The sequence below is a fragment of the Isachenkonia alkalipeptolytica genome (genome assembly GCF_009910325.1).
In the GTDB taxonomy this organism is placed as follows: domain Bacteria; phylum Bacillota; class Clostridia; order Peptostreptococcales; family T1SED10-28; genus Isachenkonia; species Isachenkonia alkalipeptolytica.
In genome coordinates this window covers 143,918-156,982 of the sequence record NZ_SUMG01000004.1, presented here as the reverse complement: position 1 = coordinate 156,982, position 13,065 = coordinate 143,918, and the positions used below count along the sequence as shown (strand labels likewise).

General features: G+C 44.3%; 15 protein-coding genes. 7 read left to right on the top strand and 8 right to left on the bottom strand.

Annotation, left to right across the window (positions count from 1 at the left end; translation table 11 throughout):
• Window positions 1-16 precede the first annotated feature (16 nt).
• The 7 genes from ISALK_RS05200 to ISALK_RS05170 all read left to right on the top strand — a co-directional run bounded on the left by ISALK_RS05200 (window position 17) and on the right by ISALK_RS05170 (window position 4,338).
• Window positions 17-508, top strand: coding sequence for a Na+/H+ antiporter subunit E (locus ISALK_RS05200; protein WP_160719837.1), 492 nt, complete (start codon window positions 17-19; stop codon window positions 506-508).
• Complete coding sequence (locus ISALK_RS05195) at window positions 508-765, top strand: MrpF/PhaF family protein (RefSeq protein ID WP_160719835.1); 258 nt, start codon at window positions 508-510, stop codon at window positions 763-765. Before ISALK_RS05200 ends, ISALK_RS05195 begins: the two co-directional genes overlap by 1 nt.
• Window positions 762-1,085 carry a cation:proton antiporter gene (locus ISALK_RS05190; protein WP_160719833.1) on the top strand — a complete coding sequence of 108 codons (324 nt, stop codon included), beginning with the start codon at window positions 762-764 and terminating at the stop codon, window positions 1,083-1,085. Before ISALK_RS05195 ends, ISALK_RS05190 begins: the two co-directional genes overlap by 4 nt.
• Before the next feature lie 88 nt (window positions 1,086-1,173).
• Window positions 1,174-1,704: a Na(+)/H(+) antiporter subunit B gene (locus ISALK_RS05185; protein WP_160719831.1), complete on the top strand. Its 531-nt coding sequence runs from the start codon at window positions 1,174-1,176 to the stop codon at window positions 1,702-1,704.
• Window positions 1,697-2,398: an MnhB domain-containing protein gene (locus ISALK_RS05180; RefSeq protein ID WP_160719829.1), complete on the top strand. Its 702-nt coding sequence runs from the start codon at window positions 1,697-1,699 to the stop codon at window positions 2,396-2,398. Before ISALK_RS05185 ends, ISALK_RS05180 begins: the two co-directional genes overlap by 8 nt.
• Complete coding sequence (locus ISALK_RS05175; RefSeq protein ID WP_160719827.1) at window positions 2,399-2,737, top strand: sodium:proton antiporter; 339 nt, start codon at window positions 2,399-2,401, stop codon at window positions 2,735-2,737.
• The gene (locus tag ISALK_RS05170) at window positions 2,734-4,338 is read left to right on the top strand and encodes a complex I subunit 5 family protein (RefSeq protein ID WP_160719825.1); all 1,605 of its coding nucleotides are present in this window, start codon (window positions 2,734-2,736) and stop codon (window positions 4,336-4,338) included. The genes ISALK_RS05175 and ISALK_RS05170 overlap by 4 nt, the downstream gene beginning before the upstream one ends.
• Here ISALK_RS05170 and ISALK_RS05165 read toward each other — a convergent pair.
• The 8 genes from ISALK_RS05165 to ISALK_RS05130 form a co-directional block, all read right to left on the bottom strand.
• Complete coding sequence (locus ISALK_RS05165) at window positions 4,330-7,425, bottom strand: MMPL family transporter (protein WP_160719823.1); 3,096 nt, start codon at window positions 7,423-7,425, stop codon at window positions 4,330-4,332. The genes ISALK_RS05170 and ISALK_RS05165 overlap by 9 nt on opposite strands.
• 164 nt (window positions 7,426-7,589) lie before the next feature.
• Window positions 7,590-8,768 (bottom strand): flavodoxin family protein, encoded by a 1,179-nt coding sequence (locus ISALK_RS05160; RefSeq protein ID WP_160719821.1) that lies wholly within the window; start codon window positions 8,766-8,768, stop codon window positions 7,590-7,592.
• Between the two features lie 90 nt (window positions 8,769-8,858).
• Entirely contained in the window at window positions 8,859-9,590 is a 732-nt protein-coding gene (locus tag ISALK_RS05155) for a 4Fe-4S double cluster binding domain-containing protein (RefSeq protein WP_160719819.1), read from the bottom strand.
• A 62-nt stretch (window positions 9,591-9,652) separates the two neighbouring features.
• Entirely contained in the window at window positions 9,653-10,459 is an 807-nt protein-coding gene (locus tag ISALK_RS05150) for an MBL fold metallo-hydrolase (protein ID WP_160719817.1), read from the bottom strand.
• An 87-nt stretch (window positions 10,460-10,546) separates the two neighbouring features.
• Entirely contained in the window at window positions 10,547-10,927 is a 381-nt protein-coding gene (locus ISALK_RS05145) for a RidA family protein (RefSeq protein ID WP_160719815.1), read from the bottom strand.
• A gap of 62 nt (window positions 10,928-10,989) precedes the next feature.
• Window positions 10,990-11,751: a class I SAM-dependent methyltransferase gene (locus ISALK_RS05140; protein WP_160719813.1), complete on the bottom strand. Its 762-nt coding sequence runs from the start codon at window positions 11,749-11,751 to the stop codon at window positions 10,990-10,992.
• Between the two features lie 52 nt (window positions 11,752-11,803).
• Entirely contained in the window at window positions 11,804-12,205 is a 402-nt protein-coding gene (locus ISALK_RS05135) for a hypothetical protein (RefSeq protein ID WP_160719811.1), read from the bottom strand.
• A 239-nt stretch (window positions 12,206-12,444) separates the two neighbouring features.
• A complete protein-coding gene (locus ISALK_RS05130) occupies window positions 12,445-13,059 on the bottom strand; it encodes an HD domain-containing protein (RefSeq protein ID WP_236660270.1) in 615 nt (204 codons plus the stop codon).
• Window positions 13,060-13,065 lie beyond the last annotated feature (6 nt).

The window sequence follows — 13,065 nt, the reverse complement described above, 5'->3', positions numbered from 1 at the left end:
GCAAGGAGGGATAACCATGGATAAAATAATTTTTCAATTTAAACTCTTTGGATTTTTGTTGGGGGTTTGGATGCTTTTTTCCCTAAGTCTTGCCCCCGTCAATATACTTATCGGAGGGCTTTTTTCCCTATTGGTGGTGTTTCTGTCAAAAGGGACCTATTATCATGATCAAGGCTCCTATTTCTCCCTGCCCTCTTTTGGGCTCCTACTCGGCCACAGTATCCGTCTGATTTTGGATATGTACTACGCCGGATTTTGCCTGCTGGTGACCATCATCAAAGGAAATGACGATCCCATTATCTTTTCCATGGACTTGGAGAACAACAATTTATTTATCACCACGTTAATTGCCAATTCCATCACCTTGACTCCGGGAACCATCACCTTGGACCAGCGGCGAAATCGACTGCTGGTGCTTTCGGTGAAAAATGATTTCCAACAGGGTAAAACCATAGGAAAAGATATTAAAACCCGGCTGGAACAACCCTTTTTAAAAGGAGGGATTTGATGATCGAGTTTACAATTCTTCTCCTGCTTATGGCGATAGGGATAATCAGTATAAAATTCATTTTCAGTCCTACGATTTGGGAACGGATCCTGGCGTTAAACCTGATCAGCGGCAAAACCGTTTTACTGCTTTTATTGATCGGCTTTCAGCGGGATAATTTCTTTTTTCTCGATATCGCCCTTACCTTCTCCATCGTCGGATTCTTAGCTGTCACCTTAATTACCCGCTTTCTGATGGAAGGAGGCCGCCAAAAATGATCAGCAATTTTTTTCTTATGATTTCCTGGATTTTTTTACTCTTTGGAGTAATCGGTCTTTTTCGTTTTAAAAGCATCTATTTGAAAATTTTAGTGGCTTCGAAGATCGACACCGTTGCCTTCTTTTCCATTATCCTTGCCCTGGTGTTTCGGATCGGCTTGCAGTGGGAATCCCTGAAGCTTTTAGCAATCCTGCTGTTTTTCCTGATCACCAGCCCCTTAAACAGTCAGTTCATCGGGCGCTCCGCCTTAATCAACGGAATTCCCTTAAAGGATCCGGAAACTGTTTCAAAGGACGACCAGGAGCTAAAAGAGTCTTAAATTCCATAAACTGACCGGTCTTCAACAAAGAATTACCCTTCCGATGAAAAGACCAACCGGTCATTAGACCAAAGCGAGGTGCAACGCGATGTATCTGATACTCTACGGCCTAATCATCTTTTTTATCATCATTATGCTTCGGGAAAAGGAGTCCCTTCGCCTGATTATTTATTTTGCAGTTTTCTCTTTGCTGATGTCGGCACTCTACTTTCTATACCACGCCTATGATGTGGCCTTAGCGGAAATTGCCATCGGCAGCGCCCTTTTGCCGCTTTTTTTTACCATTGCCCTGGGAAAACAGAAGAACTTTGTGGTGGTCAGCCGGGTGGAGGATAAGTTCTTTAGTGAAAAGGAAGGCTGCCCCGGTTTCAAACCCCTAGAACGATTTACGGATTCCTATGACCTGACTCTGGATATTTATTTCGAACATCATGTGCAAATCAAAGGGGCTTTTCGCGAACGGAATGTGGATTTGATCATTGTAAAAAGTCACCGGGACGGTAAATATGTATTTGTCATGAAAAAAAGCAGCGTTCTCCACCATAAATTACGGCGGGTGCTTCATGAGGATCCTCGCATTCGATTTGAGGTCGTAGAGGAGGATGAGATTTATGATTAAGAAACTGATGCTGCTGTTGATGTTCGGCTTTATTTTACTTTATTCCCTTACGGCCACGGCTCCCTTGGAAAACTTTTCTCCGGAAACCTCCGTTGGCGAGACCGTAATCCAACAAGGCTACGACGACACCGCATCCAAAAACCTGGTGGCTGCGATTTTACTGGATTACCGTCTTTTCGATTCCATTTTTGAAGCGGGAATTCTTCTAATTTCCGCAGCGGGGGTGCTTTATATGACCCAGTCTTCCGCTTATTCAAGGCCCTTTCCCCGGGCAAAGGTAGCCGCCGCACCGAAGGACAGCGACACCATCCTTGCGGTCAGCCGAATACTTTATCCTTTTATGCTACTTTTCGGATTTTACATTATCGTATTCGGGGATCTCAGCCCCGGAGGCGGCTTTCAGGGCGGCGTCATCCTGGCCACCGCCCGACTGATTTCCGTATACATCCCGGAAAAAGCTTCGGCAGACACAAATTTATTAAACCGACTGGAGAAGATCCTGTTTTTATCCCTGCTAAGCCTGGGCCTTATCAGTCTTTTTACCGAAGGTGCTCCTTTTACCAACTTCTTATCCGGATCCCTGGATCCGGAACTGCGAAGATTGTTTTTGGTGTTGCTAAATCTTTTAATCGGACTGAAGGTCTCCTCGGGCTTAACCATAATCTTTACCCGCTTTGTAAAGGAGGGAAAGTAGATGTTGCAGCTCTCATTAATTCTATTGATGATCGGTCTGGGCCTTTACGGTCTGGCCACCAGCCGTCACCTGATTAAATCCATCGTATTTCTTAATGTCTTGGAGGCCGCGGTGATTCTTTTTTTCCTTCGCCTGTTTTATGTGCCGGAAGGTGCGGTGCCGATTATCCCCTCTATGGGAGGAAAACCGGTGGATCCCCTGCCCCAAGCACTGATGATTACCACCATTGTTATCGGTGCCTCCGTAACCGCTTTAGCCCTGATGATGAGTATTAAAATATACCACCAATACGGGACTTTAGACTGGAAACTCCTTTTAGAAAAGGAGGATAACCAATGAGTTATTATCCCATTTTTGCAATTCTGATTCCGATTATTTTCGCCATTGTTATTTATCTGATCAATGATCCCAGGAGCAATCTTTTAGCCTTTATTGCACAAGGAGCCCTGCTGGTTGTGGGACTTCGATATTTTTCTCTTTATCTTCCCGAGGGGGAATATTACCTGGTCCTGGGAGCCTTCGGTGACAAGCTCAACATCACCTTGATTTCCAATACCCTTACCTACGGCTACGGGTTATTATCGGTGTTGTTGTGGTTTTCGGTAATCCTTTACAGCTGGCCCCATCAAAAACAGTCCTCAAGCTATTATTTCTTTTTATTATTTTTGCAGGGGGTTTTTATGGGTATTGTCCATGCCCACGATTTTTTCAACCTGTTTTTGTTCATTGAAATTGCCACGATTCTATCAGGTATTTTAATTATTTACAAAAAAGACGGCCCTTCCTTAAGAGCCGGGATTTACTACATCGTTTTTAATACCGCGGGAATTTTATTGTTTCTGATCGGCCTCAGTATGCTTTACCGCATGACGGGAACCCTTCATATGGGACTGGTACAGGATGCCTTGTCGGGTATGGAACAGGATGCCACGATGATCATGATATTCGTATTGATGTGCGTATCTATGGGAGTGAAATCCGCCTTTTTTCCCGTATACAACTGGCTGCCCCGGGCCCACAGTGTATCCACCAGCAGTATCTCCGCCGTACTTTCGGGGATCATGGTAAAAAGCGGTGTCCTGGGACTGTATAAAATCCAACAGGTCTTTCCCATGGAGGCCTATAAAGACTTTTTTATTCTTCTGGGAATGATCACCGCACTGTGTGGCTTGTTTTTCGGTATCAGTCAGACCAATATTAAACGGCTGCTCGCCTTTAGCACCATTTCCCATATCGGCTTTATCGTCATGGGCCTTAGTTCTTTGGAAGTTCCCACATCGGAAGGGGTTTCCGGAGCCTTGGTCCATATTGTAAACCACGGATTTTTAAAGATTTTACTATTTCTAGGGGCGGGCTCCATTGTTCGCAGCTATAAAACCTATGATCTGGAAAAAATCCGGGGGGTGTTGCATCGCATGCCCCTGGTGGGCGCTGTGATGCTCTTTGGAATTCTATCCATTATGGGAACCCCCCTACTGCTGGGCTATCAGGGAAAAGCCCTTGTCGGAATGATTCTTCGGGATCAACCGCTGTTTTATTTGGGCTATCATTTCATCAACCTGGGCACCCTAATCCTATTTGGAAGACTTTTGCAGATCCTCCTTCCCCGTGGCTCTCGAAAGCCCCTGACCGTCAGTATTTATGACCGCCTCTCCTTAGGCCTCCTGACCGCAGGGATCCTGTTTTTAAACCTGTACCAATTGATGGTTCCCGGTTTTGGAGGGCTCCGCTTTTATGAGGCCCCCCTTTCCCCAGAAGCATGGCTCTTCTTTCTGTTATATCTTTTGGTTGCCTATTTATTCATCCGCCAATCTCCTATTACTGCCTCCTTCTTTGAAAAAGTACGGGAATATGAACTCTCTTTTCAAGCGGCGAACTACATGATGGTGGCCTTTATATTCATCATGCTTTTATGGTCGGAAGTATTCAACTTATTTTGATTTTCTCAGCCTTCGAAGACTTCTCTTATCTCTCCTACGGGAAGGGTTTATGCCCTTCCTTCTTTTGGATTTGAGGTAAGCCCTGGAGCCTCGTTTGTTTTTTGCATTTTCTTCCCGAGCCTTCCCGGTCCTTTTCAATTCAGCGGCAGTAGAATTCAAGGTCAGATTCGAAGGGTTTCCGGCCCCCTTTTTCCCGGAAATCAAATGGAAGGGCCACCAGTTATTTCCTCCGAAAAGACTGGCTACCGCAGGGATAAATATAGGCAGGAGTACCAAAACATAAAAGCCGAGACCGATGATGATCCATAATCCGATTTGTACCAGGGACTGAATCCCCGATAGGGTAATAGCGGCGAAACTGGCTCCTAGAATAACGGCGGCGGAGAATACGGCGCCCCCCACTTTCTTCATGGCAGTATGCATGGCCTTTTTTACATCCCCCGTGGTCCGCCGTTTTTTCTTATCCATCTCTTCATTAAACCGGGTCAATAAAAATATGGAGTAATCCACCCCCATGGACATCAGCATCACAAAGGTGAAAAAAGGTACGGACCACATCACTCCCGGATATCCCAGCCCGTTGATGAAAATCAGCTCCACAATGGTCTGAGAGGCGATATAGGTGATCACCAAGGAGAACATTGCATAAATCGGCATGATTAAGGATTTATAAAGAATCGTCAGCACTACAAATATCCCGATTAACATATAGGTCGCCGTTTGGAAAAAAGCCTGACGGGACAATGCCCGAAGGTCCCGATTCCTTGCAGGAAGCCCTTCAATCGCCACCTTAGAATCCTCATAATCGGATTTTTGCAAACTGAATCGGGCCACATCCTCCATATCTTCAATTACATCCATCGCCCGGTCCCCATAGGGATTCACCCCTAAAAGGGTTTGAAAAATAACAACGTTTCGATTCGGGGTACCGTAGGCCTCCCAGGCATCTCCAAACTCCTCTTCATAGAGATCCTCGGGAATAAAAATCCCGGCCAGTACGTTTTCTTCCTGATCCGCCACCTCCTCAAAAGCCTCTTGAAGGCTGATCATTCCTTCTTCCAGCTCATCCACCCCGTGCATCAAATCCACTACCCCCTGATGAAATTCTTCGAGTCCTTCCTGCAGGTCGGTAAAGGAGTCCATTAAGGCCTTTTGCCCCTCTTCAATTTCCCTTAGACCCCGTTGTAGCTGACCTGCTCCCCGGGAGATCTCATCGAGACCCGCTGAAGCTTCTCCAAGTCCTTGCTGCAGTCGCCGTACTTCTTCAATTCCTTCCTGTAACGGCTCCAAAACCGGACTGAGGACAGAAATTTCTTCATCACTGAACAGACCGATCAGTTTTTCAAACAAACTGTCAATCATATCCAAACAATTATAATACTCCTCTAAACTATCTTGGGTAGAGCGTAACCCTTGACGCATATTTCGAACCCCGTGGTTTACTTCATTGGCCCCGGATTGTAACTGTCCCGAAGCACTTCGACTCTCCGCCGTACCGTCGACCAATTCCTGAACCTCATCTTCCTGACCCGCCAGCTGATCCTTTGTACTGCGAAGCTCTTCTTCCATCTCCTCCAGACCCTGTTGAATTTCTTGAACCCCTTCCAAGGCTTCCCCCACCTCGTCGGTTATCAGTCCGGCCTGGTAGGGTACGGTAATCGCATCAATGGGAGAGCCCTCCGGCCGGGTTATGGTTCGTACTTCCTCAACATCTTCGATTTTCAAAAGGTCGTTCGTTACCATCTCTCCATAAGAAATCCGCTGGGCATCATCCCAATTGGGATCCTCCGCCTCCACAATTAAATTTCCGTAGAAAAACTCCCCTTCCCCGAAATGCTCTTCAATTTTTTCAAAGGCAACCACCGACTCCTGGTCCCCTTCCAGTTCATCCAGGGAATGAAAAGAGGGCTCATTCCGAAAGAGAAGCAGCAGCGGAATCATAAGAATGATTAAAAAAAGCAAAGACCAGGCGGGGTATCCGGTACTGTATCGTCCGATAAACCCCCAAACCCGATTGTTTTCTTTTTTCGTAGACTTATGGGAGGGCCAGAAAAGTTTTTGACCGATCACTCCTATAAAAAGCGGTACCCAGGTCCAAATGGCAAGAATCAGAACCACCACCGCAACGGCTACCCCCACACCGGAACGATACAGGTTAAAATCCGCGAGACCGATGGTTACAAACCCTACAAATCCCGTAATAGCACTGGACAAAACCGCCCCTCGGGTAAAGCGGAAGGTTCGTTGTACCCGCTGATGATTATCCTCACTATTATGATTCCTGCCATTTTTCTCGTCTTCCGTTAACTCCTCCTGATAACGTTTCATCAGCAAAATCACGTAATCCGTACCGATGGCAAAGGTTACCGTTAAAACAAATACCTGACTGAAATTGGATACGGGAAATCCCACATGCTCAATCAACAAAGATACAATGGCTATACTGGTAAAGTAGGAAGCCCCTAAGGTAATTAAGGGTACTAGGGGAGCAATTGGTGATTTAAAAACCACCAGCAAAACGATGTATACCAGGGCCACGGTTAAATACTCAATCATCCCTAAACGTTCTTCCGTGGTTGTAAGCACATCATCCTCGATAATCGCCGCACCGGTTGTGTAACTTTCCATTCCTTCAATCTCCGTTTTATCTTGAATCTCTTCCCGTACAAAAGAGATCTCCGATACTGTCATATCCAGCTCAATAATGACTAGGAGCAGTTCGCCGTCCTCCCCCACCAGAAGGTTTTCTTCCTGAGATCCGTCAAAGGGGGTGACCACCTCCGCGATTTCCAGTTCTCCCGGGTCTTCTATAAGATCGTCTTTCATGGTAAGGATCTTATCCTCGTAGGCTTCTAGCTCCTCTTCCATTTCATAAAGCACCAATACCTCTTCCCCAGAGGTACCCTCGTGCTCTTCTAAAATATCCTGAGCAATTTGGGTGGAGTATCCTTCGGGAATATCATGTTGCCCATGCTCCCTCACTAAAATATCTAAATCGGGAGCAATGCTCCAAAGTGAAACCATTACAAATACCCATAAAACGGCCGGTACAATCAGTCGTATATTTCTTTTTTGTCTTTTATTCAAAAAACCACCCCTTCGTTTTATGGGTACCAAATGGAAATTGTGTTTCTGTACTATATTTACTCGCGAAAGACAATCTTTAAACAGTAAATTTCGGGCGAACCAAAGGGAACGGAGGCATTCGGTACATGATGTACCGAATACCTCCGTCCCCTTTGGTTCATTTATTAATAAGGGCGATGATTTTTTCTCTCCAACGCATTGTTGGCTTTTAACTGCTGATCCCAATAATAATTAATGATCCCGGTTTTTAAAAAAGCTTTTCCAAGTAAGCTCAGTTGAACTGGTTTTCCCAGTTGTATGCATGAATCCTTCAAAATATGTCCGTGATTTATAAGTTCCTCGATGATTGTTGCCAAGGGTTCGATCATCTTTTGACGGGACTGGGGAGGCCGGGCTTTCAGCCCCTCCATCCCTCCCTTAATCACCGTACCCAAATACGTTCTTTCCAGCCGCTTTGCCAACTGCTCAAAATAAGCTTCCAAATAATAGGACTGGCTGCTTTCCGGAAATCCCGATTGAATAAAAAAGGTGATACTCCCTCGGGAGGGTTTGAGGCCTTCAATAAAATCCATCACATGGGAAGGCATACTGTGAACGTATAGAGGAAGCATCAAAAGAATATGCTCTTCTTTAGAAAACTTTTCCTGCCAGTTCCCCCACTCTTCTCGATGTTTAAGATCCCGTATTTCCACCGAGTTTTCCAATCGACGGCTGACCTCTTGTAAAATTAGTGCTGTATTACTGCCCGACCTTCGAGGAGATCCGTTATAGATCACCAGTTTATCCATTTTCTTTACGGCTCCAAAGGATTGCGCTCCTCTTTTCGCCGGCCGCCGATTCAATACCTTCAATGTGGGATGACGTAGATCCTTGATTCTATAGCCTGTTGTTTGGAACTGGTAAGCCGTTCGGTACAGGTAATCCTCTATCCGCTCCTCCTCCTCTTCGGTGAGTCCTTCCCGTTCAAAATAAAAAACCATCTCCGGTAATCGGTCATACCTGGAAAGATGCCGGGATTCTCCATCTACCAGTTTTATATAGGGATGAAAGTGGGGGATGGTTCGGTCAATAAAAGCCTTGCCCCGATGATTAATAAAGCCCTGAGCCGTATCCAACAGTACAATTACCGTATCGCTGTTCACAAAAGCTCCGTAACTCTCACTCATCCGATCCTTCAACACGCAAGTGCCCGGGGTTTTCAACCAGCAGTTCCAACATCCTGTGCAGGGGGTGATTTCCTGGTTTTGAAATTCAAATATTAAAAGATCCCCTCCATATAATTGATTGATTTCGATATAGGTCTTCGGGTCACTGTTTTTTCTTAAATCAAACAGGGTTTTCATCGGCAGGCTCCTTTATTTTTATTAACTGCATTATGATCTAAATAATTCGTTGTTTGTGAATTTTATTCCTGCTTTCGCCATCCTCCTTGATTATTCGGTTTTCGTACTCCTGTTTTTCCCATAGGGACAGACGTATAAACACATTCCGCAGACCTTTAACTTCCCCTCGGATTCCATTTTCTCCAAATAGGCCTCGCACTTTTCTCCATCAAACCTTATTTCTTGGGACTCCCCTATTACAAAGGGGTTCCCTGTAATGGCCTTTGCCGGACAGACCGCTACACAATCCATACAATCTCCACATTGATTACTCATCAGTCCTTTGCCTGGTTTTATGGGAGCATCGGTCAAAATGGTTGTCCACCGTACCCGCGGTCCATCCTCCGGGGTAATCAATAAACAGTTCTTCCCGATCCATCCCAATCCTGCCAAACCCGCTGACATTTTATGTGAAAATCCACCATACATTCGATCTTTATCCGCCTGTTTGGATGCAGGAATGGGAAACACATCATAGCCCTGCTGTTGTATAAAGTCGCTTACAGCGGAAGCCGCTAAGTCCAGACGCTGATTCACCACATCATAAGCATGATGCTTATAGTTAATAACCACCGATGGCTCCGACCTTCGGGGTAATTGATCCACGATATAGTTATTTAACGGAATTCCTAAGGAAATTCCATAAGAAAAATGACTTATATCCTCCCCCCACTGATCAAGTAATGCTTTATCTACTTTAGATAAGTCCCCCACACCAAAATAGGTAATTCCGTTTTGCCGCGCCAACGATTTGATTCGATCGGTAAGACTTATAGTACCCATCCGATACCCTCCTTTAGATAACCCCTCGCTTGACTCAGTCTCATCGATTGCTATGCTTTATCTTACCAATAGAGCTGCAAACCCACACCCACTTCTTTTATGGGGAGAACTTTGTGTATTTCCGCCTTAACTTCAAAGGAAGTGCAGTGGCAGGCATATAATTCCTGTATATTATTTTGTTTTAAGTAATCTATAGTCCGATGCACCCGTTCGTTCACTTCAAATAAATGAAATCCTCCGATAACCCCTAATACCCTTTCCTCCTTTGTAACTTCCTTGGCGTATTCAATAATATTACATATACCGCTATGGGAACAGCCGGTGATAATATAGATGCCATCTTCCCTTTTGTATACTAAGGCGCTGTCATCCAGCAAAAAGTCATCAAAGGCCTTTCCCTTAAGGATCTGTTCTCCCATAGCTTCCCGCTTCTCGAAACTGTTTGCTTGAGGGATTTCTCCGAGAAAAGTGATATTGGCGCTGATCTGCACCGGCTCTTTTGAAAGAAACAAATGACACCGATCCTTTACTTCCTCTTCATTAATTGGAGCAGATATCCTTAGACCATCTTTCTTTTTTTCATGAAAAGCTTCGGGATGGGCAATTACCGTGAAGTTCAGGTCTTTTCTATGTTCAAAATAGTATTGCAATCCTCCGGTATGGTCATCATGGCCGTGGGTAATGACAATGGTATTTAGGTTCTTCAGGTTTACACCCAAGTTTTTAGCGTTTTTCAGAAACACATCGGAGTATCCGGTATCCAACAACAGCTTTGTATCCTCATCTTCGATGTAATAAGAAACCGCTGGTTCTCCATAACAGTATTGATCGATATAGGTATTGTTATCCACCAGCACGGTAAGTTTCATCGCTTTCGCCTCCTTTAGTCTAGTAAAGCTTTTGATAATTCCTGAAAGGTTTCAAATAAGATGACAAAATCTCCGTCCCGCTGTCATCTAAGCTCTTCTTGCAACCATTTCAATTTCCACCTGGGCCCCGAGGGGGAGTTCCTTAACACCGATGGTGGTTCGTGCAGGAAATGGCTTTGAGAACTGCTTCTCATAAACCGAGTTCATCCCGTGAAAGTTTTCCATATCCGTCAGAAAAACCTTTACTTTTATGACTGCATCGGAGGTTAAGTCGGCGGAAGCTAAAACATGCATCAGATTATTAAAACACTGCTCGGTTTGGTCGGTAATATCTCCCTCCACCAATTTACCGGTAGTGGAATCAATCGGGGTTTGTCCCGATAAGTATAAAAAGCCTCCGGCCTCTACAGCGTGGGAATAAGGCCCCACGGCCACCGCTTCTTTTGCATTGAACGCTTTTCTTGCCATTGTTAACGCCTCCTTGTTTAAATTATGAGCTTCCCGGATCCTTAATAAAAAAATCAGGCTTTTTATTGCTTTCGTATGATCGTTATCGGACGGCTGATTGTCTCCGTGCCCTTTATGGGCCGATTTAAGTCCCAATCATTCCACCAGCCGATAAATTCAAAATCCTCTCTTCCCTGGAGTAGAAACAGAAATTCCTGGGGATAAATTGCCCGTCTTAGATCCTTTTGAGTAAAGCTCATTTCTTTTCCATGATCCTTAACCTGTAAGGTGATCCCCTCCTCGTAGGTTTGGGTTACTTTGTTCAACTTGCTTATGGAAAACTCCGTTTCCACTAGGATTCCCTCTTCTTCCATTTCCCATGAATCTTTTGTTTCACCTAAAGGCTCGAAATTCACACACCAATCCAACAAATAGAGCCCTCCCTTTTTCAGCACCCGGCTAATCGAGTCAAAATGGGCATTTAAATTTTCGTTGGTTTTTGCATATAAAGAACCCAGGGGGATATAAACAAAGTCCACTTGACGGGGAAGGGTGAAATCCGTCATGTCGGCACAGGTGAAATGTACTTTTCCCTTGATGTCTTTTGACTTTTCCCTTGCATAATCCAGCATTGCTTCACTGAGATCAATTCCATGATAGCGGTATCCTCGGTTTACCAACTCCCTCATATGCGGACTGTTTCCACATCCGATTTCCAAAACATTGGTTACGGGTATTTTAGAAAACCGTTGGATGCTTTCTTCAAAGGTATCCACTTCCCCTTGAATATCCCGATAGGAAAAAGCAATTTCATAATACTTCGGATTTTGATACAGATTTTCCATATGATCCCTCCATTTTATTATTTCCTACTGTTTAATTATCTTCGTTTGATTCTTAATTTTTCCCAAGAACTCGATGAATAATCATTCCGATAACTGCGGTAAATAAAACTGCCCCCATCCAAATTTCAAAACCGGGGTGATGTTGCAATCGGGCAATTTCTTCTGCACTCATGTTGTCAACAATTCTGCTTTCATTGTAGGTTTTAATCCATCCCCCGAAATAATTTCCGATAAAAATACCTGCAACAATCCCCACGGTGATAAATCTTGATAGAAGTATTTTATTCAATAGGAATAGGACGAAGGGAATAACACACAGTACTAAATAAAACATCCGGTTATGGGCCACCCACTGAAACAGATATTCAGAGTTCAACACCGTGGACACCAATAAAAACGTCAAAGCTAAAACTAAAATCCGGGCCATCCCATACATGGCTTTATTTCTTTTCATGGGCGATTCCTCTTCTCGATAAAATTATTCATTCTTATAATCGATTAAATTCTTACCCTTCTTAGACTCCCTTAATAATAGCCTATACTACTTCATTTTATAACCGTCGAGGGTCTTGTTCCCTCTACATCTCCCGGCGGAGATAAGACTGTAAAGAAGGCTTAGCAAGCTTCGAAAAGGATTAAAACCTCTGTCCGGTATCTACTGAGCCTCACAAACATATTCTCTTTCCCCTTCCGTTAAGGGTTATCCTGTTCTAAATCCTCTAGGCTCCATTCCTTATAAAATTGCCTTAAATAATCTTTCATAAATTCATGTCTTGATAATGCAATTTCTTTTCCAACCTCTGTATGCATGCGGTCTTTTAGTAATAGCAGTTTGTCATAAAAATGGGCAATTCCGGTACTCTTGTCCCCTTCTTCATATATGGGTCTGTTTAATCTCCCTCCATAGGCAAAAGTTCTGGCTATGGCTATGGCTCCAATGGCTTCCAGCCGGTCGGCATCTTGAACAATTTTTCCTTCCAGGGTTCTCGGTGTCTTCCCACTGGAAAAAGAGAGGTTTTGAATAATGTCCAACACATGCTCCATCTGGGAGGCTGTATAGCCGATCTTTAGTAATTCTTCTGACAAACTTCTGATTGCCTCCTCTATGTTGGGAGCAACTTTTTTATCAATGATGTCGTGGGTTAACCCGGCAACGTTGATAATTTCCATATCCACATCCCCGGTCATCTTGTTTCCGATATGATTTGCTATTTTCATTACCCTTAAGGAATGAGAAAAATCATGGGCGGTAACTTCCGTGTGCAATTTACTTAATGCGTATTCTTTTACCTTGTCCAATTTATTCAAACGATC